Origin of the sequence: Erwinia sorbitola (genome assembly GCF_009738185.1) — a bacterium.
Classification (GTDB): Bacteria; Pseudomonadota; Gammaproteobacteria; order Enterobacterales; family Enterobacteriaceae; genus Erwinia; species Erwinia sorbitola.
On record NZ_CP046509.1, the window covers coordinates 2,198,365 to 2,217,996 of the forward strand.

Genomic DNA, 19,632 nt, shown 5'->3' on the forward strand with positions numbered 1-19,632 from the left:
TCAGGATGATAAAATGTTTGATCTGACCCTCGCTATTCTGCTGTTTCTTGCCGCTTTAAGTTATTTCAGCCACAACCTTACCGTAACCATTGCGCTGCTGGTGCTGGTTGCTATCCGCATGACGCCGCTGCAACAGACGTTTCCGTGGATTGAAAAGCAGGGAGTGACGGTGGGGATCATTATTCTGACTATCGGCGTGATGGCACCGATTGCCAGCGGTACGCTGCCAGCAACTACCCTGATGCACTCCTTTTTAAACTGGAAATCACTGCTGGCAATCGCTGTCGGCATCTTCGTTTCCTGGGTTGGCGGGCGCGGCGTGGCATTAATGAGCAGTCAGCCTACGGTAGTGGGGGGCTTACTGATTGGCACCATAATCGGTGTTTCGTTATTCCGTGGCGTACCTGTGGGGCCGCTGATAGCCGCAGGGCTGGTGTCGTTGATGATCGGGAAATTCTGAGAAGATATGTTATCCTGCCGCCATAATTTTATCTGACAGAGAAACATGTGAGCACTAAACAGGATAAGCGTAACAAACGCGCCAAACTTAAGCAGAAACAGGCTAATAAAACCCGCGCCCACGGCCGCCAGATGGATGCCATCGGCCGCCAGAATTATGAAGCGACGCCAGAAATGGTAGAGCTGTTTACCACGCTGCCAGAGCTGGAAGAGAGCGGTGATATGCCGTTTGTTGGTCAGATCTATCACTGGTCGCTGGCAGAATATCAGTTTGACGGCAGCAACGATGAAGGCGATAAGTTGCAGGTCGCGGCGCTGTGCGTAATGTACATTCACTGGAAAACCAGCGACGGTGCAACCACCCTGGTGCAAAACGAGCTGATTGAAGCGGCGCTGCGCCTGGTGGAAGATAACGAAGCGTTTAAGCAGCGCTATCAGCAGGCAGAAGTAGAAGCAGGGATTAAAACTGCCTAAAAAAAAGGGCAGGTGTCGTTACAGCACCTGCCAGTCATCCTGCCAACCCTACTATATCCTTCATAATTCAAGTTCTGGCTGCGTTGGCTGCGGTTGTGCGCCCTGGTCACATAGTTATCTATGCTCCCAGGGACTTACTCCCTGGCCGCCTTGCCACAACCCGAATTATTTTGGCTATCTCTACATTCCTTCATAATTCAAGTTCTGGCTGCGTTGGCTGCGGTTGTGCGCCCTGGTCACATAGTTATCTATGCTCCCAGGGACTTACTCCCTGGCCGCCTTGCCACAACCCGAATTATTTTGGCTATCTCTACATTCCTTCATAATTCAAGTTCTGGCTGCGTTGGCTGCGGTTGTGCGCCCTTGTCACATAGTTACCTATGCTCCCGGGGACTTACCCCCTGGCCGCCTTGCCACAACCCGAATTATTTTGGCTATCTCTGGTTTCCTTCATATATTCAAGTTTTAGCTGTGTTGGCTGCGGTTGTGCGCCCTGGTCACATAGTTATCTATGCTCCCGGGGACTTACTCCCTGGCCGCCTTGCCACAACCCGAATTATTTTGGCTATCTCTACATTCCTTCATAATTCAAGTTCTGGCTGTGTTGGCTGCGGTTGTGCGCCCTGGTCACATAGTTACCTATGCTCCCGGGGACTTACCCCCTGGCCGCCTTGCCACAACCCGAATTATTTTGGCTATCTCTGGTTTCCTTCATAATTCAAGTTTTAGCTGTGTTGGCTGCGGTTGTGCGCCTTGCTAAACCACAAATTAGTCTGGCTAGTCTTTGCTAATTCTGAGTGATTGAACGTCTCAGCTTTACTGCGTATAGGCGGTCAGGCTGCTCATGGAGTCCTGAGCAATCTGCCATAAATCATCCTCCCAGTGAGTGGGACTGAGCAGCTCGGGGCACCATACGCCGTTATAGCCGCTCTGTTTTACCGCTGCGACCCAGCGGGCGATATCCACTTCACCTTCACCCGGCTGATAGTTACGCTGCACGCGTTCATCCCAGGCTTCGCCAGGATGCAAGCGGCGGCCGTCGCAGAAGTGCACACCATAAATAAGGTCAGCGTTCATCGCCGCTACTTCTTCCGGCGTAGTATCGCCACCGGCATACAGATGCCAGAAATCGATGACCACGCCAACGTTATCTGCCCCTACCGCCTTGATGATCTCCAGACCCTGCTTAAGGCTGTTGAATGGGGTAAAGGCCACTACCTCGATCTGGAATTTAATACCGTACTGCGCGCCGATAGCGGCAATCTCTGTCAAATTTTCGGTCAGAATGCGGGTTCGGTCGTGTGGCGTCAGGTCGTCAATCTCATTAAGCGCCATCACCTGTACTACCGGGCAATTCAGTGCCTGAGCAGCGCGGCAGATTTTATCCGCCTCATCCAGCATTTCGCGGCGTTCCTGCGGCTGGTGGCGGCCAATACGTTTCAGCGCGTTGATACAGCTAATCTCTATTTGATAGTGCTGCATCAGCTGTTTAAATTTTTCCAGCGTACCGCCGTGTTCCAGATAACGGAATAAATGTTCCGGCAGCAGCTCCAGGGCATCAAAACCCGTCTCGTGAGCAATACGCAACTGTGTCACTGCGTTGCTATGTAGAACGGAAACGCCATGCAGAGCCTTTTTCATTGGTCATCCTTTATCACGAGCTGAAAGAAACAGCGAAAGAAGTATGCTAAGAGCTATCATCAACTATCAGTGAAAATGATAAAAAACCATCTTTGCGTCGCGGTGATTATTGCGCTGTAGTGTGATCTACTCTGTTACAGAAGGTTTGAGACTAAGTTAAAGGGAATTTAAATTCCATTTATTGTGCCAGTGAAATATAAATTCTTTGAAGTGTGTCAAAATTATCAGGGGGGAGTGATAGGGCGTGATAGCTTTGATAGGTTTTTCGCAGAAATAAACGGGGTGGAGATCTCCACCCCGCAATCAGAATCAGCCAGGGTAGATACCGCGATCTTTACGCGCCATCAGGATGCGCTCGCAGGCCACGATATAGGCGGCGGTACGCAGGCTGCACGTTTTCTCACGGGATTTATCCCAGACGTGAACCATCGCTTCGGTCATAATCTTATCCATGCGTTCATTGATTTCACCTTCGCTCCAGAAGAAGCTGGCCATATCCTGAACCCACTCAAAGTAACTGACGGTAACGCCGCCAGCATTACAGATCACATCCGGTACCACGGTAATTCCGCGTGAGGTCAGCACATCATCGGCTTCCGGGAAGGTCGGGCCGTTAGCCCCTTCCAGTACCAGGCGGCAGCGCAGTTTTTCTGCACGCTGACGGGTGATCTGGCCTTCCAGCGCCGCCGGGATCAGAATATCCATCTCGGTGTCCCAGAAGGCTTCATCGTCAATAACCTGCGCTCCGCTGAATCCGGCAATCTTCTTGTTAGCTAACTGCCATTCGCTTAGTGCTACCAGGTCAATACCTGCCGGGTTGTAAAGGGTGGCGGTATGATCCTGAATCACCACTACGCGTGCACCGGCAGCGTTAAACAGGCGGGCGGCTTCGCTTCCCACGTTGCCGAAGCCCTGAACGGCCACCTTCGCCCCTTCGATTTCGATACCGCTGCGGCGAGCCACTTCACGCCCGGTAATAAACACGCCGCGTCCGGTGGCTTTTTCACGCCCGAGCGAGCCGCCGAGGTGAATAGGTTTACCGGTGACGACGCCAGTGATTGTGGTGCCATGGTTCATGGAATAGGTATCCATCATCCACGCCATCACTTTGGCATTGGTACCAACATCCGGGGCAGGAATATCTTTTTGCGGGCCGATAATCAGGCCAATTTCGCTGGTGTAGCGGCGGGTCAGGCGCTCAAGCTCGCCTTCTGAAAGGGTGAACGGATCAACACGAATTCCGCCTTTTGCCCCGCCGTACGGCAGGTTGACCGCCGCACATTTGATCGTCATCCAGGCAGAGAGCGCCATAACTTCATTCAGATCGACGTTAGGATGATAACGTACGCCGCCTTTGCCCGGACCACGCGACAGGTTGTGCTGTACGCGGAAGCCTTCAAAGTGGCGAATACTGCCGTCATCCATTTGCAGCGGAATATCAACAATCAGGGCACGTTTAGGATGACGCAGGGTATCCACCCAGCGCGACAGGTCACCGAGGTAGGGTGCGACACGGTCGATTTGCTGTAAGTAAGTTGACCAGGCCGTTTTGCTGCCTTCAGAAACGTAAGAGAGCTTTTCCATAACAAACCTTTTTTGTTTAGCGCCTGTCCGTCTGGCTTATGACTTAGCGGGCGGGTAGCGCTTAGTTATAAATACTGTAAAACCGTGGATGGCTCAGTGCATCTCACTGAGTTGCACATAATTTAACATCAAAAAAAGGTTTCCAAGTTTTTAAAAGATTGTGAAATTCTGCGTTGTGGCGGCTTTTTGTGGGGAGCAACTGCATAGTTAGCAGGTCGTATCGCAATGACCTGTTACGGTAGCCGTTGGCAGGCGGTAATTATGCAGATAAAATGCATATGCGGATTTTCTTTATATTTTTCAGAAATTTGAATGCGATCAAACTTTGGCTTTTGCCAGACATTCTCTCTTTACTGGCTGCAAGATACCCCGGGTACAATCCCGATACAGGAGAAGTCACCATGTTAATGGATGTCGCACGTCTAAAGCAGCATTTTCCACTGCTGAATCAGCTATGCGCCTTACAACCGGTTACCTGGTTTAATCCCAAAAACAGCCCGATGGCTGAGGGGTATCCCCACGTCGGGTTGACGCGCGAACAGGTCAGCGACGCCAGCGAACGGCTGAAACGCTTTGCGCCCTGGCTGATGCAGGTATTCCCGGAAACTCGCGCCCGCCAGGGAATTATTGAATCAGATATCGCTCCGTTGCCCCAGCTGCAGCAGGTGCTTGATATGCGCTATGGACAGCGCCTGGAGGGCAAACTCTGGCTAAAAAAAGACAGCCATTTGCCGGTGTCTGGCTCGATCAAGGCACGCGGTGGTATTTATGAAGTACTGGCCCACGCTGAAAAACTGGCAATGGCCGCCGGGTTATTAAATTACCATGACGATTACCGCCTTCTCGCTACTCCTGCCTGCCGTGAACTTTTCAGCCAGCAGCGCATTGCGGTAGGTTCAACCGGCAACCTGGGGCTGTCGATCGGTATTATCAGCGCCAGCCTGGGGTTCGATGTTACGGTGCATATGTCGGCGGATGCACGCGCATGGAAGAAACAAAAATTGCGCGAGCATGGGGTTAAGGTGGTGGAGTATCAGCAGGACTATGGCGTCGCAGTGGCGGAAGGGCGTCGCCAGGCGGCATCAGATCCGCACTGCTTCTTTATTGATGATGAAAACTCCCACAATCTTTTTCTCGGCTATGCGGTTGCGGGGGAGCGGTTAAAGCAGCAGCTGGCTGCTGAGAATATCACCGTGGATGCTGACCATCCGCTATTTGTCTATCTGCCCTGCGGTGTGGGCGGTGGCCCCGGCGGGGTAGCATTTGGCCTCAAGCTGGCGTTTGGCGATCATGTTCACTGCATCTTTGCCGAACCGACACACTCGCCCTGTATGCTGCTGGGCGTGCACACCGGGTTGCATGACGGGATTTCCGTGCAGGATCTGGGTATTGATAACCGCACTGCGGCGGACGGCCTGGCGGTAGGACGCGCTTCGGGATTTGTCGGCCGCGCCATGGAGCGTCTGCTCTGCGCCTTTTATACTCTCAGCGATGAGGAGATGTATGCACTGCTGGGATTATTGCAACAGCATGAGTCTCTGGCGCTTGAACCTTCTGCCCTTGCCGGAATGTGTGGGCCGTGGCGCATCAGCGCGGATCCACAGCCCCTGGCAGAGCAGGGAATTAGCAGCGCATCCCTTGCCGCCGCAACGCATCTGGTGTGGGCGACCGGCGGTGGCATGGTGCCGCCAGGCCCCATGGCAGAATATCTTGCGCAGGCCCGCAGGCTGCTTAATACCTGAGCGGATGCCGGGCAGAAAGTAACACTATTACGATAACAATGTTTCCGCACTTTGCGTGAACGGGCAGACGCGGTATTCTAGCGCGCTTATTTCATGAAAAATACGATGAAATATACCCCAAACAGTTCGGGTTGCAGGCCAAAAACACCCTGCATCTGTCGCCCGAAGTACGACGGGTATAGTTACTATTACTGAGGTCAATATGATAATTAAACCACGCATCCGTGGCTTCATCTGTGTTACTGCCCATCCGGAAGGCTGTAAGGCTAACGTAGAAAAACAGATCGAGTACGTCACTGCTCAGGGCACGATTGCCTCCGGCCCGAAAAAAGTGCTGGTGATTGGTGCGTCTACCGGTTACGGCCTTGCTGCCCGCATCTCTGCTGCGTTTGGCTGCGGCGCTGACACGCTGGGCGTCTTCTTTGAGCGCCCGGGTGAAGAAACTAAACCGGCAACTGCTGGCTGGTATAACTCTGCGGCATTTGAAGAGTTCGCGACTGAAAAAGGCCTGTATGCAAAAAGCATCAACGGCGACGCATACTCCGATGCGGTTAAGCAGAAGACTATTGAACTGATTAAAGAAGATCTGGGTCAGGTTGACCTGGTCGTGTACAGCCTGGCTGCGCCGCGCCGTACCCATCCGAAGACCGGTGAAGTGTTTAACTCTACCCTTAAGCCGATCGGCAAGCCGCTGACTACTCGCGGTCTGAACACCGATAAAGAGACCCTGACGGATGTGTCGCTTGAGCCTGCTACTCAGGAAGAGATCGACGGCACCGTAGCGGTAATGGGTGGTGAAGACTGGCAGATGTGGATTGATGCCCTGCTGGAAGCTGGCGTACTGGCTGAAGGCGCGAAGACCACCGCCTTCACCTATCTGGGCGAAAAAATCACCCACGATATCTACTGGAACGGTTCCATCGGCGAAGCGAAGAAGGATCTGGACAAGCGCGTCCTGACTATTCGTGACACCCTGGCTGCCCACGGTAACGGTGATGCCCGTGTTTCCGTGCTGAAAGCGGTAGTGACTCAGGCCAGCTCTGCAATTCCGGTGATGCCGCTGTATCTCTCTCTGTTGTTTAAAGTGATGAAAGAGAAGGGCACCCATGAAGGCTGTATTGAGCAGGTTTACGGTTTGTTCAAGGACAGTCTGTACAGCGCATCGCCAGTTATGGACGACGCTGGCCGTCTGCGTGCTGACTATAAAGAGTTGCAGCCGGAAGTGCAGGATGAAGTTACCCGTCTGTGGCAGACCGTGACCGATGAAACTCTGAATGAAGTTTCTGATTTTGTCGGTTACAAAACCGAGTTTATGCACCTGTTCGGCTTTGGCCTGGACGGCGTCGACTACGCGGCGGACGTCAATCCCGATGTGAAAATCAAAAATCTGGTACAGATGTAATTAACGTCTGTTACCGATGATAACAAGGGGTAGCCAGATGGCTGCCCTTTTTTTATTCTGGGGGTGTAGTGCGCCAGAATCGTCATTGAGTTATTTTCTACTCTCATCACTGTTTGAGTGAGCGCATATATTTAAAGTACAACTCATTAGCCAGTTATTATGAAGCGGCTTTCTCCTTCAAGAGTAATCTTATGTTTTTATTAGTAATAATATTTTTACAATGGAGCTTAATTTGAAGAAGGAAGATCGAATAATGAAATTAACTAAAACAATGACTCTGGCAGGATCACTCTGTATGGCTATGGCATTCAGCAGCGTTGCAAATCTGGCCGTGGCGGCGGAAGCCAAAACAGCGGCAGCGAATCCAGTTCCCGCAGATAAGGTTTCTCTGCTTGGCGGACATCTTGCCTTTAATTTGAAAGGCTATGAGATGCAGCCCGTTCCTGGCGGCGGCCCGGGTAATATGTATGTCAGCAAGGCAGAAAAACGCGTAATGCTGATTGGCGAAGATGCCATTCCGGTTGTTGCCCGCGGTGCCAGCGATGCTGATTTTATTAATGGTATGAAATCCATCAAAGACAAGCAGAAGCAGGCGTCTCCGGATTATACCGTAATCAGCGAAAAGACCGAGAATGTGAAAGGACTTGAGGTTTATCACATCGAAGCGACCGATAAAATGGACGGCAAGAATGTCCAGCAGGCCACGCTGTTGTCTGCGGCCGATAATAAATTCACCGTAATTCAGGTGATCTCCGGTTCTAAAGACAAAACCGGCCATGCTGCGGCAGTGAACAATATTCTCGCGAAATAAGCGCGATTATCTGCCCCATAGGGGACGCCTGCACAACAGGGCGTCCTTCTATTTTTGTCCGCCCCCTGCTGCCCGCCGCCGTTCTGACACCCACCAGCATGCTTCATCCTCAATTCCCTCCAGACCGCCCGACGGTGTTATCCCTGCAAATCCTGGCAGCGCCAGCGCTGTGCGGTTATCTCATGGCTCATCAGAAAGTGTCGCGGCGTAATGCTTGAATAAAATTTTATATATGCTTTATGTGTTTGTGGCTAATTCGCGACATTTTTTGCTATCATCTTGCGCAGCAGTAAATTTTATCCTGCAAAAGCAGGACTTTGACTCGGTGATAAAATGAAAAAATTTGCCCCGGTTTTGATAGCTTCAGTCCTGGCTACGGGTTGTGCCATGCCGCCTAAACACGTTCCGGCTGATAATCCGCCGCCGCCGCCCGTGTCGCAGCCACAGGCACAGACCAGCTTTGATGCGCGCGTGAGCCAGTGCCGCAAAGAGTTGCAGGTGATGCAGTCTTATAATGTCAGCGTTTATCAGCAGTACAATCAGCGCTTTGAGCGCGCCAATGGCCAGATGGAAAAATACCTTGAAATCCGTGACAAGGTTGGCAGCGACATTGATGATATTGCTACGCCTAAATACCAATACAATGTGCGTCGCGTGTGTGAAGAGATTCGCAGCAGTCTGATGCAATTGATCATTAAAGAAGTGTAATTGATGCCGGGGCCGGTCAGTCAGGCCCCGTCGAAACATAATCCTTTATACCGCGTTTAAACCTGACTTTCCCGTCCTGATATTCTTCGGACGTATTTTGACACTCCACTCTTTTTACTGCGCGCCGTGCGTGCAACCGTGCAGCTAACCACCGTGGCAAGGCAAATTGTTTAATGCCAGAAAGCCATCAAATCAGATTAAACTTTGCATCCGGCTGGTGAACAGCAGGTAGTGGCGACAGATCGCTCATCTCACTCAACAGGCGCTCAGTGGTGTTGCAGATGGCATCCAGCGGCAGATCGTTCGCGGCGATACCGAACGGATCCTCCAGCTCTTCCGCCAGTGACTCCAGTGAGAGGAAGGTATAGGAGATAAATACCGATACCAGCGGTGTCATATAGTGCAGATCGGCCACCAGCGCGAACGGCAGCAGGGTGCAGAACAGATAGACAGTACGATGCACAATCAGGCTGTAGGCAAAAGGGATCGGCGTATTGCTGATGCGTTCACAGCCGCCAAGAATATGTGCCAGCTCGTTAAGGTTGGCATCCATCCCGTTATACAGCAGATCTGAAATCGCTCCTTCTTCACGTCTGTCCGCCAGCCAGGCACCCATGCAGAGCAGCAGACGGTTGGTGCGAAACGGACTTGCCAGTACCTCATCGCGCACACTTTCCGGTGCCAGACGGCGGATATCGTCGCTGGAATCCGTGCCGCGCAGCTGATGTTTAAGGCTCCAGCTAAAGGCCATCAGCATATCGCCAAACTCTTTTACCGCCGCCGGATCGCGCCGCAGTGCGCCTTTCGCCTGACGCAGCAGGGAACGCTGGGCAATCAGCAGTCCGCCCCACAGGGTGCGGGCTTCAACAAAGCGCGCATAGCTGGCGCTGTTGCGAAAACCCAGGAAGATAGCGATCGCCACACCCAGCAGGCTGAACGGGGCGGTAGTAAGACGGATGCCAAGCGTTTCGTACCATTGGAAACAGATCACCGCGAACACGGCCATCATCAGATTCAGACTGAGGCGGAACAAAATTTTTGATAACACGGCACCGTGCCAGGAGAAGAGGCGCGGGAACCAGTGCTGATAAGGACGAACGATCATAGCGAAGTGTATCCAGAGAAGTAGCAGGCAAACAACATTTGTATAACCAAAGGGCCACATCATACGCCTCTGAGGGGGTGAGGAAAATGAGAACCTCAGTAAATTCTGCCTGCGTACCCCGCAGCGGTTTCCCCCGGGTTTGCCACAAAGCGGCATTGCAAAGTGGATATTGGTATTTAATTCCGTCGGTGTTTTATGAAAATCTGGGGGCCATACACCATTAAACAGGGATCAGCAGAATGAGCCAGAAAACCCCGCAACGGATTAAACTCGGCATGATGTTACAAGGCGCAGGTGGCTTTATGAACGCCTGGCGTCATCGCAGCGTGCCCGCTGACGCCAGCGTCAACGTCGGCTGGTATCACCAGCTGGCACAACGGGCGGAAGAGGCCGGGCTGGATTTCCTGTTTGTGGCCGATGGCCTGCATATCAACGAAAAATCACTGCCGCATTTTCTTAACCGTTTCGAACCGGTGGCGCTGCTGTCATCGCTGGCCTCCGTCACCCGGCGTATCGGGCTGGCGGGCACCATCTCCACCTCGTACAGCGATCCGTTCACCGTGGCGCGCCAGCTGGCATCGCTTGATCTGCTCAGTAACGGCCGTGCGGGATGGAATGTGGTGACGTCACCGCTGGCAGGGTCGGCGCGTAACTTTGGTAAGGATCACCCTGAGCACGGCCAGCGCTACCAGATTGCCCGCGAATATATTGATGTGGTGCAAGGGCTGTGGGACTCCTGGGAGGAGGGGGCGTTTATTCGCAACCAGCAGAGCGGTGAGTTTTTTGATGCGCAGAAGCTGCATAAGCTGAACCATCAGGGAGAGCACTTCTCGGTAGAAGGGCCGCTGAATATTCAGCGTTCGTCACAGGGCCAGCCAGTAATTTTCCAGGCGGGCGCGTCAGAATCAGGTATCCGTCTGGCGGCAGCATCTGCCGATGCGGTATTTACCAATGCGCGCACGCTGGAAGAAGCGCAAACCTATGCTGCACAGCTGAATCAGCAGGTGCTGAAGCAGGGGCGCGATCGGGTAGGGATTTTCCCGGGCATCAATCCGATTGTCGGGGCTACAGAGCAGGAAGCTGAGGAAAAATATCGTTATCTGCTGTCGCTGCTGTCACTGGAGCAGGCGCTTAATTATTTGGGCCGTTTCTTCGATCATCACGACTTCAGCCAGTACGATCCGGACGGCCCGTTCCCGCAGCTGGGTACGCTGGGGGAAAACAGTTTCCGCTCCACCACCGATCAGATCAAACGGCTGGCGGCGGAAGAACGGCTGACGCTGCGTGAAGTCGCCTTCCGTACCACGCTGCCAAAAGGTGAATTCTTCGGCACTCCTGAACAGGTGGCCGACACCTTTATTCGCTGGGTGGAGCAGGGTGCTGCCAGCGGTTTTATTATCTGCGGCCCGGTACTCAACGAAGCGCTGGAGGATGTGGTGCGCCATGTGCTGCCGATCCTCGAAGCCCGCGGTTACTGGCATCATGATGATAGCGTCACGCTGCGTGAGCGGCTGGATATCCCGGCGCGGCCTAACCGCTACACCCAGGCACGAGAGCATTTACGTCAGGCGGGGTAAGGGATTTCTGCTTTTTTCAGTGGAAATTTACGGTTATGCTGGCGCGCATTAACCGCATGTATCAGGGAGTCTGTATGAATATCGTAATCCGTCGCGCCGAACGTCAGGACGCTAAACTTATCCTCGCGATGATCGCCGAGCTGGCCGAATATGAAAAAGCACTGCATGAAGTGGTTGCCAGCCAGCAGGACATTGAAAATTCGTTATTTGCTGATAACTCCACCAGCGAAGCGCTGATTTGTGAAGTTGACGGCGAGGCGGCAGGCTATGCGGTGTTCTTTACCAGCTACTCAACCTGGCTGGGGAAAAACGGTATTTACCTGGAAGATCTCTACGTCAGCCCACGTTTTCGCGGTCAGAAAGCGGGTAAACAGCTGCTGCGCCATATTGCCCGGCTGGCGGTAGCGCGCGGTTGCGGTCGTCTTGAGTGGAGCGTGCTTGACTGGAATCAGCCAGCTATCGACTTCTACAAAAGCATCGGTGCCGCGCCGCAGGACGAGTGGGTACGCTACCGTATGGAAGGCCAGGTGCTGACCGATTTCGCCGAGTCCTGATCCTCTTTTCTAACGCCAGCATCATGCACAGCGGCATCCCAATGGGGTGCCGTTTTTTGTTGCAGCAGGGGTTGTGCATAAAATGTTACGTCTGCGGGATATTTTCGCAGGAAATTGTAAACTTTGTCATTTTTTCATTGATAATGATTATCATTTGTATATGATGTCGCAAATTATAAAAGCGTTTGCTCTGTTTTTAGAGCCTTGTTAGTTGTTGTTTTGGAAGCCATTGTTGAGCGAATACCCATAAAAACATCGCAGGTATTTCGCATGCTTAAGTATTCATACCGTCAGGGGCTACTGCACACCTCTCTTGTTGCAGGGACACTGTTCAGCGCAGCCGTCTCTGCCGCTGCTGAACAGACCGATAAATTGGCAACAGCAGAATCCAGCCAAAATCAGAAGGCGGGCAGGTTACCGTCAGATGACGCAGAAATGACCGTATTGTCGCCACAAGTGAAACTGGTTGCCGGGAGTTCGGTGACGATTGATGCTGCTGAAATGCAGCAACGCGGTGGCAATGATTTCGGCACGATTATGCGTTACCAGCCGCTGATTGGCGCGGTGGGCAGCAGCGGCGGTTCCTCGACGGGTAAAAGCGGATTCGATCGCGGCGGTTACACCGGCTATAACATCCGTGGTCTGGAAGGCAACCGCGTGGCGCTTGATGTTGATGGCATTCCTCAGCCGGAAGCCACAGGACGCAGCTACGCCAGCCGCGCCGGGGTAAATACTTTTGGTATCGGGCGCGACTATATTGATCCCTATCTGTACGGCCGCGTGGAGATTGAATCCGGCGCTACCGCTACTCAACGTGCCAACACCGCCATGGGTGGCTCGGTCTCATTCCTGCCAAAATCTGCTGATGATTACCTGGCTCCGGGCAAATCCACAGCGTTTGGTTTCCAAAGCGATTACGACTCATCCAACCGCAGCTGGCACAACGGCATCACCGCCGCCGCCGGAGATGAAACCCTGCGCGGGCTTCTGGTTTACAGCCGTCGCGACGGTCAGCAGACCCGCAATAACAGCGATGAGTTCGACGCTTATCCGGAGAACTGGCACTCTGATGCCTTGCTGACCTCCGCTATCTGGCAGCCAAATGATGAGCATAAATTAACCGGCACGGTAGATTTCTACAGTAAGGTTAATCACACTCATTACGACAGCTGGGACAATAACGGCGATGTGATCGAGGGCGTGGCTAATCAGCAGAGCAATACCCGCCGCTGGGGCCTGAGTCTGAAAGATGAGTGGACGCCGGGTAATGACTGGGTTGACAGTCTGAGCAACAAAATTTATTACCAGCACACGGAAGCGCACGATAATACGCTGATGCCGCTCAGTACCACCGGTGCCATGCAGCGGGTTTACTCAGACTACAACGTGGAAACTTATGGCTACGAGGCACAGCTGGCGAAAAGTCTCGGCCGCCATGATTTGCGGGCTGGCATCAACGGGCGCATTGCCGAAACTGAACGCCCGTTCAGCCAGTCGCCTGCCCAGAGCGGCACCACGATGACCACCAAACCCGAGGGCGACAGCCGTACTCTGGTACTGGGCGCGTTTGTGCAGGACAGCATCCAGTTTGACCTCGACGGTCATGCATTCTCCGTGGTACCGGGCGTACGCGTAGCGCATCAGGAAACCAAACCGCAGAATCTGGCTAATATGGCCGCCGGAACCGATGTCCTGACGCCGGAAGATGCTGAAACCCTTTACAATAAAACTAACAGCGACACCCAGGTACTGCCGTCCATCAGCTTCAACTACAATATTACCCCGCAGCTGATGACCTATGTGCAATACAAGCGTGGCGCGCAGTTCCCCAACGCCAGCCAGCTCTACGGCTCCTGGAATCTGGGATCCAGCTACGCCGGAAACAGGCAGTATGCGTTACTGGGCAACACCGATCTTGATACCGAAACCAGTAATAACGTTGAGTGGGGCGTAAAAGGTCAGGCGGTGGAAGGGATCACCGTGCAGGGCGCCATGTTCTACAACACCTACAAAAACTTTATTGCTTCTACTCGCTATACCCGTGCCGCAGCGCCGGATAAATTCGTCAATGTACCGGCGAATATTGCCACCATCTATCAGGCAGAAAACCGCGATAAAGCCTATATCTGGGGCGGGGAAGTCAGCACTAAAATTAACTACGGCACCTGGTTTGAGCAGGTTAACGGCCTGAGTACCACCTTTGCGCTGGGCTACAGCAAGGGCCAGTCTAAATCCAGCTATGACGGTGACAAATATGTTGACCTGGATAGCGTGGCACCAATGAAAGCGGTGGTGGGCGTGGCCTGGGACGATCCGGCACAGCGCTTTGGTACTGCTGTCACTGCCACCTTCGTTAAGGGTAAGCAGGCGCAAAGTACCAATCGCAACAGCTATCTGAACAACGGCACCACGCTGACCGATTCCACAACAGAATATACGCGCGTGCCGGGTTACGGCATGGTGGATATGACTGCCTGGGTGAAAGTGGCGAAAAACGTCAAACTCAGCGGAGGAATATATAACCTGACCGATCGCAAATACTGGGATTACCTCAGCAGCCGTAATCTTACCGATACCAGCGCCAGGGATGTTAACGACCATGCGCTGGCCGTACAGCCGGGACGTAACTTCCAGCTGGGCGTCAACGTCGACTTCTGATTTGCAACTAACGGATGATAAGGGCCGATCGCTGACGATCGGCCCTTTTTGCTTTAACTGACGTTAATTTTTCTCTGCCGGGCTGGCATGCTGATCGATATGTCCGAGATCGCGTTCCGGGAAACAGACGGCGCGCAGGCGGCGTTTGATTTCGGCGGCATCCGGGAAACCGTTGTCCGTTTTACGGTTCCAGATAACCTCTCCATTGACGGTAATTTCGTATACGCCACCTGTACCGGGGATCAGGGTTACCGCGCCGAGATCGGTGCTAAAAGTATGCAGCAGCTCCTGCGCCATCCAGCTGGCGCGCAGCATCCAGTTGCACTGGGAACAATATTGAATCGTGACAACAGGTAATTGACTCACGGTCTGTGACCTCACCATCGCGTTTGGAGGATTATTTTCCTGCCCCGGCCATAAACATGCGTACCGCACAGGATGTCATTTCACGCACGCGTTTTTCGCTCAGTGGCGGTGCTGTGCGCTGGAAAATACGTATTTCAATTTCAGCGGTAATCAGTGACAAAAATTGCAGGGCGCGTATCTGCGGATCCCCGAGACGCAGTATGCCGTTATCCATCGCTGACGAGAATAGTCGCGCCAGTTTTTCCACGCTCTCACGCGGGCCGGCCTCATAAAACAGCATACCCATATCAGAATGTCCGGCTTCACCCACCACCATGCGATAGACGGCGAGGGCGGTATTATCGGTGGTCATCACCTTCAGCATCTGCTCGCCAAAATGCTGTAGTTTCTCTTCCAGCGTGACGCTTTTTGCCACGGCATCGTTTAACGCACTGGCGGCGTCAGTCAGATGCTGTGTGGCATAGGTACGGATCACTGCGCTGAACAACTCCTCTTTTGAGGGAAAATAGTTATACAGCGTGGCTTTAGAGCCGCCAAGCCGCTTCGCCAGTTCATTCATTGATGCGCGCTCGTAGCCCATCTCCTGGAAAAGCTGTGCGGCAGCTTCCACTATTGCCTCGCGGCGTGCTTCGGTACGGACTTTCATCGTTTCTCCCGCGAAAATAAACCCGAGTGTACATTTTATTGACAGAAAAATCCTGCCAGGGCATAACTATACCGTACAGTACGGTTCACTTATAAAAAAGGCAACTTATGTCAACGCAAACCCAGGTTTTTCGCTCATCGTTATTAATATTGTCGATGGTTATAGCAGGCTGTGCGGGCACACCGACCGCACGCTATGCGGGTTTATCCTCCGCTGAAAAGCTGCAATCCAACAGCGGTGACAATGCCCACAATCAGCCGTGGAGAACCACCGGACAGATTGACTGGCACAAGTACAGCGAAGTCATGGTCGATCCGGTGGTGATCTATCAGGGGGCAGATAATCAGTTTGGCGACCTCAGCCAGGCAGATCGTCAGGAACTGGCCGACTATCTTTACCAGCGCTGTAATGAGGTACTTAAAACCCGTTTTTCGCCCACGCAGAGACCCTCATCAAAAGCGCTGCGAGTTAAGCTGACGCTTACCGGCGCGGAGACGACGACGCCGGTGCTGGGCACGTTCACTAAATTTGATCTGGCTGGCGGGCCATACAATATCGTGCAGTCCATACGCGGGCGGGAAGGGCTGATGAATGGATCCGTCAGCTACGCCGTTGAGATCTATCAGGCTGATAACAACCAGCTGTTGCAGGCATGGGTGACCAAAGAGTACCCCAATGCGATGAACGTTAGCGCCAGCTTTGGCTCACTGTCAGCGGCAAAAGTGGGCATTGATAAAGGCACTGAGCAGCTGCTCAGTCAGCTGAAATAACCAGCGTCAACACCAGGAAACAGAGGCGGCTACTGAGCCGCTTTTTAGTCTAAATGCGTTTTATCGCTGAACATTCCCCGATTTCTTCTTTGTTCTGCCTGAGCGGCTTTGTTATTGCTGTCCTTTATTTCAGGCAAAAAAAGAAGGAAGCTTTAGTGGAAATCTACTGGTATCTCACCGCCCCCGACGGGCCACAACCCTGGACCGCCTCCGGCAGCCGCAAAATTGATTACGCCTGGTTTCAGGAGGTGGCAACGGCGGTGGATAATCTGGGTTTTACCGGAGCACTGCTCGCCACCGGTGCACACGATCCCTGGATTGTCGGGGCATCGCTGATCCCGCTTACCACGCGGATGAAATTTCTTATCGCTATTCAGCCCGGGCTGGTTTCACCTACTCTGCTGGCAAAAATGGCGGTAACCTTTAACCAGTTCTCACAGGGGCGTGTGCTGCTGAATGTGGTTAGCGGCGATAAAAATACCCTGGGCGCTTATGGAATGCATCTCGAACACGACCAGCGCTACCAGCTGAGTGATGAGTTTCTTAGCGTACTGAAGCCGCTGCTGGCAGAGCAGACGGTGAATTTCCACGGTGAACATCTGCATATCAGCAACGCCCGGCTGGCCCTTGGCAACGGCGGCTATCCACCGCCTGCGCTGTGGTTCGGCGGCTCTTCCGCTGCGGCACAGGATGTGGCCGCCAGACATGTTGATACTTATCTCTCCTGGGGAGAGACGCCGCCGCAGGCTGCCGGGAAAATCAGCGCCGTGCAGCAGAAAGCATTGCAACATCAACGTACGCTGCGTTTTGGCATCAGGCTGTATGTGATTGTACGTGAAACCGATGAGGCGGCGTGGCAGGCGGTGGAGGAGCTGTACCGATCGATGGATGATAAAGCCATTGCTGCCTGCCAGGCGCTGGCCGCTGGCTCTGATTCAGTGGGCCAGGCGCGGATGAGCGCGTTGCATAACAACCTGCGCCCGGAAAACCCGCGCGATCTGGAAATCTATCCCAATCTGTGGGCCGGTATTGGCCTGGTTCGTCCGGGGCCGGGAACGGCTATCGTCGGCAGCCCGGAAACGGTTGAGCGCACGCTGCGTGACTATCAGCAGGCGGGTGTAGAAGTATTTATTCTTTCCGGCTTCCCGCTGGTGGAGGAAGCGCAGCGCTTCAGTGAGCTGGTTCTGCCGCGACTGTCGCTGGAACCGCCAGCTGAGACGCATGTGGCTAATGATTCCGCCAATACTTTTACCTGGAGTAACCTGTGGGACAGCCCGGTAGCCCGGCAGGAGGATCGCTGATGACCCTACGCATTGGCAGTCATCCGAACAATCTTTCGCTATTTATTCTGCGCCATCGCGGCGTGCTGGAAGCAGCCTTTGCTCCCCACGGCGATGTGGTATGGATCGACTACCTGCACGGTGGCGACAGCGCAAACTATCTGGCAGATCAGCGGCTGGATGTGGTCGGTACCGGATCAACGCCGCCGGTACTGGCGCAGGGAAATGGGCTTGACGTGGCGTATCTCGCCTCATCGCCAGACCGCACCGCCAACTGTGCGCTGCTGGCAATGAAGGAGAGTTCGCGCCAGCGCACCGCGGATATTGCCGGGGCGCGTATCGCCTGCATGAAAGGATCCTTTACCGATCACTTTCTCGCCCGGCTGCTGTTGCAGAACGGCCTGACCCTTGATGACATCACCCTGGTTGACCTTAACGGCAGCGACTCAGCCCGTGCTTTGCGTGAAGGGCGGGTGGATCTGTGGGCCGCTATTGACCCCTGGCTAACCGCTGCGCAGGATGCTAAAAAGGTGCGTTGCCTGGCACAGGTGGGAGAGGTGATCCGTAACCGCTCTCTGTTCTGGTGCCGTGAGCGCTGGCTGCGTCAATCAGCGCAGCAGGCTGAGACGCTGCTGACGGTGCTGGCAGATAACGATCGCTGGATAGCCGGGCACAGCCAGCAGGCCGCCGAGCTGATCCATCATCATATTTCTGGTTCGCTCAGTGTGACCAGCTGGCTATCCGCCATTCGTTCCCGCTCCTGGGGGATTTATCGCGTCACTCCGGAGCTGCTGGCAGAACAGCAACAACAGGCTGACGATCTGTTAGCCGCCAGATTTATCACCACGCCGCTGACGATTGGCGTTGCGGCAGAAAATGGAGTACAGGCATGAACAGGGGAGTGTTGCGCTGGCTGATGTCCGCAGCGTTAGGGGTAACGATGACGACGCAGGCCGCTGAGAGCATCACCTTACGTATTGGCTTTTTACGTGCTCCAACCGATCTGGCGCTGGCGAAAGAGAACGGCAGCCTGGAAAAGGTGCTGGCTGCACATAATGTGAAACTGGAGTGGGCGGGGCCGTTCTCTTCGGCAGCACCGGCTTATGAGGCGATGAATGCTAACGCTATCGATATGACGACCGGCAGCTCCACGGCGTTTGTCACCGCCATTGCTGCCGGGCTGCCGCTGGTGTTCTTTGGTTATCAGGCGATGCCAGCGGATGGTGAGGGCATCGTGGTACGCAACGATTCGGCGCTGAAAACGCTGGCGGATCTGCGTGGTAAAAAAGTGGCGGTTAATAAAGGCGGCACCGGAGAATATTTGCTGTCGCGCGCGCTACAGACTGCCGGAATCAAAGAGAGTGAGGTACAGAAAGAGTATCTGACGCCAACCGACAGCGGCAGTGCTTTTGTTGGCGGCCATGTGGATGCGTGGGCGGTGTGGGATCCGTTCCTGTCGCTGGCACGTCAAAGCTACGACGGTCGCCTGCTGACCAACGGTAAACAGTTAGGTTCGGAGAATGCCGTCGGTTACTTCGTTACCGGGGAGTTTAATCGCCAGCATCCGGAGGTGGTGAAAATTGTCTGGCAGGTGATGAAAGAGCAGAATGCCTGGGCCAAAGCGCACCCGCATGAAGCCGGGAAAATATGGGCGCAGCAGATGGGGCGTCTTGGTGAAGGCCTGTCCGAGCGGCTGGGCGATGTTAACTCCGTGCCTCTATCGTCAGTGGGCGCAGAGCAGCGCCAGCATATTCAGCACGTTGCGGAGTGGTATCTGCAACAGGGGCTGATTAAGGCCATTCCCGATATTAACGGCCATAGCGTGGAACTCTGAACCCCTGATCCGCGTTCATTT

18 protein-coding genes are annotated in these 19,632 nt (G+C 53.8%); 13 read left to right on the forward strand and 5 right to left on the reverse strand.

The annotated features are described in order from the left end of the window. The first annotated feature begins 13 nt into the window (after window positions 1-13). Together GN242_RS09835 and GN242_RS09840 are read left to right on the forward strand one after the other, a co-directional pair. Entirely contained in the window at window positions 14-460 is a 447-nt protein-coding gene (locus GN242_RS09835; RefSeq protein ID WP_156287385.1) for a DUF441 domain-containing protein, read from the forward strand. A gap of 47 nt (window positions 461-507) precedes the next feature. Next, entirely contained in the window at window positions 508-933 is a 426-nt protein-coding gene (locus tag GN242_RS09840) for a hypothetical protein (protein WP_156287386.1), read from the forward strand. Between the two features lie 816 nt (window positions 934-1,749). Here GN242_RS09840 and GN242_RS09845 read toward each other — a convergent pair. Continuing rightward, window positions 1,750-2,574, reverse strand: a complete 825-nt coding sequence (locus GN242_RS09845; RefSeq protein WP_154751254.1) for a sugar phosphate isomerase/epimerase family protein — start codon at window positions 2,572-2,574, stop codon at window positions 1,750-1,752. Window positions 2,575-2,883: 309 nt separating this feature from the next. Continuing rightward, on the reverse strand, window positions 2,884-4,158 hold the full coding sequence (locus GN242_RS09850) for a Glu/Leu/Phe/Val family dehydrogenase (RefSeq protein ID WP_154751253.1): 1,275 nt from the start codon (window positions 4,156-4,158) through the stop codon (window positions 2,884-2,886). A gap of 407 nt (window positions 4,159-4,565) precedes the next feature. On the opposite strand from GN242_RS09850, the gene dsdA reads away from it, so the two are divergent. From dsdA to GN242_RS09870, 4 genes are all read left to right on the forward strand, one after another. Further along, the gene (gene dsdA, locus GN242_RS09855; RefSeq protein ID WP_154751814.1) at window positions 4,566-5,900 is read left to right on the forward strand and encodes a D-serine ammonia-lyase; all 1,335 of its coding nucleotides are present in this window, start codon (window positions 4,566-4,568) and stop codon (window positions 5,898-5,900) included. A gap of 202 nt (window positions 5,901-6,102) precedes the next feature. Continuing rightward, window positions 6,103-7,302, forward strand: a complete 1,200-nt coding sequence (fabV, locus tag GN242_RS09860; protein ID WP_156287387.1) for an enoyl-ACP reductase FabV — start codon at window positions 6,103-6,105, stop codon at window positions 7,300-7,302. Between the two features lie 253 nt (window positions 7,303-7,555). Further along, complete coding sequence (locus GN242_RS09865) at window positions 7,556-8,113, forward strand: DcrB/PsbP domain-containing protein (RefSeq protein ID WP_195918326.1); 558 nt, start codon at window positions 7,556-7,558, stop codon at window positions 8,111-8,113. A gap of 387 nt (window positions 8,114-8,500) precedes the next feature. Then, entirely contained in the window at window positions 8,501-8,821 is a 321-nt protein-coding gene (locus tag GN242_RS09870) for a YuaE family lipoprotein (RefSeq protein WP_154751250.1), read from the forward strand. Window positions 8,822-9,008: 187 nt separating this feature from the next. Here GN242_RS09870 and GN242_RS09875 read toward each other — a convergent pair whose 3' ends face one another. Continuing rightward, the gene (locus GN242_RS09875) at window positions 9,009-9,926 is read right to left on the reverse strand and encodes a bestrophin family protein (protein WP_156287388.1); all 918 of its coding nucleotides are present in this window, start codon (window positions 9,924-9,926) and stop codon (window positions 9,009-9,011) included. A 239-nt stretch (window positions 9,927-10,165) separates the two neighbouring features. On the opposite strand from GN242_RS09875, the gene GN242_RS09880 reads away from it, so the two are divergent. From GN242_RS09880 to GN242_RS09890, 3 genes are all read left to right on the forward strand, one after another. Continuing rightward, window positions 10,166-11,503: an LLM class flavin-dependent oxidoreductase gene (locus tag GN242_RS09880; RefSeq protein ID WP_154751248.1), complete on the forward strand. Its 1,338-nt coding sequence runs from the start codon at window positions 10,166-10,168 to the stop codon at window positions 11,501-11,503. A gap of 74 nt (window positions 11,504-11,577) precedes the next feature. Next, complete coding sequence (locus GN242_RS09885; RefSeq protein WP_154751247.1) at window positions 11,578-12,057, forward strand: GNAT family N-acetyltransferase; 480 nt, start codon at window positions 11,578-11,580, stop codon at window positions 12,055-12,057. A gap of 270 nt (window positions 12,058-12,327) precedes the next feature. Continuing rightward, window positions 12,328-14,715, forward strand: a complete 2,388-nt coding sequence (locus GN242_RS09890) for a TonB-dependent receptor domain-containing protein (protein WP_156287389.1) — start codon at window positions 12,328-12,330, stop codon at window positions 14,713-14,715. Between the two features lie 63 nt (window positions 14,716-14,778). Here the strand turns inward: GN242_RS09890 and GN242_RS09895 are convergent, their stop codons facing one another. Next, window positions 14,779-15,081, reverse strand: a complete 303-nt coding sequence (locus GN242_RS09895; RefSeq protein WP_156287390.1) for an Rdx family protein — start codon at window positions 15,079-15,081, stop codon at window positions 14,779-14,781. A gap of 31 nt (window positions 15,082-15,112) precedes the next feature. After that, the gene (locus tag GN242_RS09900; protein ID WP_154751244.1) at window positions 15,113-15,727 is read right to left on the reverse strand and encodes a TetR/AcrR family transcriptional regulator; all 615 of its coding nucleotides are present in this window, start codon (window positions 15,725-15,727) and stop codon (window positions 15,113-15,115) included. Window positions 15,728-15,834: 107 nt separating this feature from the next. Here GN242_RS09900 and GN242_RS09905 point away from each other — a divergent pair, with 107 nt between their 5' ends. The 4 genes from GN242_RS09905 to GN242_RS09920 all read left to right on the forward strand — a co-directional run bounded on the left by GN242_RS09905 (window position 15,835) and on the right by GN242_RS09920 (window position 19,611). Next, complete coding sequence (locus GN242_RS09905; protein ID WP_156287391.1) at window positions 15,835-16,497, forward strand: DUF3313 domain-containing protein; 663 nt, start codon at window positions 15,835-15,837, stop codon at window positions 16,495-16,497. A gap of 155 nt (window positions 16,498-16,652) precedes the next feature. Further along, window positions 16,653-17,798 (forward strand): LLM class flavin-dependent oxidoreductase, encoded by a 1,146-nt coding sequence (locus GN242_RS09910; protein WP_156287392.1) that lies wholly within the window; start codon window positions 16,653-16,655, stop codon window positions 17,796-17,798. Beyond that, window positions 17,798-18,670, forward strand: coding sequence for an ABC transporter substrate-binding protein (locus GN242_RS09915; RefSeq protein ID WP_154751241.1), 873 nt, complete (start codon window positions 17,798-17,800; stop codon window positions 18,668-18,670). The genes GN242_RS09910 and GN242_RS09915 overlap by 1 nt, the downstream gene beginning before the upstream one ends. Further along, on the forward strand, window positions 18,667-19,611 hold the full coding sequence (locus GN242_RS09920) for an aliphatic sulfonate ABC transporter substrate-binding protein (RefSeq protein WP_156287393.1): 945 nt from the start codon (window positions 18,667-18,669) through the stop codon (window positions 19,609-19,611). The genes GN242_RS09915 and GN242_RS09920 overlap by 4 nt, the downstream gene beginning before the upstream one ends. Window positions 19,612-19,632: the final 21 nt, after the last annotated feature.

Excerpts from the sequence above, each read along its gene's own strand:
- GN242_RS09835 (WP_156287385.1), top strand. The coding sequence starts at position 14 with ATGTTTGATCTGACCCTCGCTATTCTGCTGTTTCTTGCCGCTTTAAGT.
- GN242_RS09845 (WP_154751254.1), bottom strand. The coding sequence starts at position 2,574 with ATGAAAAAGGCTCTGCATGGCGTTTCCGTTCTACATAGCAACGCAGTG.
- GN242_RS09850 (WP_154751253.1), bottom strand. The coding sequence starts at position 4,158 with ATGGAAAAGCTCTCTTACGTTTCTGAAGGCAGCAAAACGGCCTGGTCA.
- dsdA (WP_154751814.1), top strand. The coding sequence starts at position 4,566 with ATGGATGTCGCACGTCTAAAGCAGCATTTTCCACTGCTGAATCAGCTA.
- fabV (WP_156287387.1), top strand. The coding sequence starts at position 6,103 with ATGATAATTAAACCACGCATCCGTGGCTTCATCTGTGTTACTGCCCAT.
- GN242_RS09865 (WP_195918326.1), top strand. The coding sequence starts at position 7,556 with ATGAAATTAACTAAAACAATGACTCTGGCAGGATCACTCTGTATGGCT.
- GN242_RS09870 (WP_154751250.1), top strand. The coding sequence starts at position 8,501 with ATGCCGCCTAAACACGTTCCGGCTGATAATCCGCCGCCGCCGCCCGTG.
- GN242_RS09875 (WP_156287388.1), bottom strand. The coding sequence starts at position 9,926 with ATGATCGTTCGTCCTTATCAGCACTGGTTCCCGCGCCTCTTCTCCTGG.
- GN242_RS09880 (WP_154751248.1), top strand. The coding sequence starts at position 10,166 with ATGAGCCAGAAAACCCCGCAACGGATTAAACTCGGCATGATGTTACAA.
- GN242_RS09885 (WP_154751247.1), top strand. The coding sequence starts at position 11,578 with ATGAATATCGTAATCCGTCGCGCCGAACGTCAGGACGCTAAACTTATC.
- GN242_RS09890 (WP_156287389.1), top strand. The coding sequence starts at position 12,328 with ATGCTTAAGTATTCATACCGTCAGGGGCTACTGCACACCTCTCTTGTT.
- GN242_RS09900 (WP_154751244.1), bottom strand. The coding sequence starts at position 15,727 with ATGAAAGTCCGTACCGAAGCACGCCGCGAGGCAATAGTGGAAGCTGCC.
- GN242_RS09905 (WP_156287391.1), top strand. The coding sequence starts at position 15,835 with ATGTCAACGCAAACCCAGGTTTTTCGCTCATCGTTATTAATATTGTCG.
- GN242_RS09915 (WP_154751241.1), top strand. The coding sequence starts at position 17,798 with ATGACCCTACGCATTGGCAGTCATCCGAACAATCTTTCGCTATTTATT.
- GN242_RS09920 (WP_156287393.1), top strand. The coding sequence starts at position 18,667 with ATGAACAGGGGAGTGTTGCGCTGGCTGATGTCCGCAGCGTTAGGGGTA.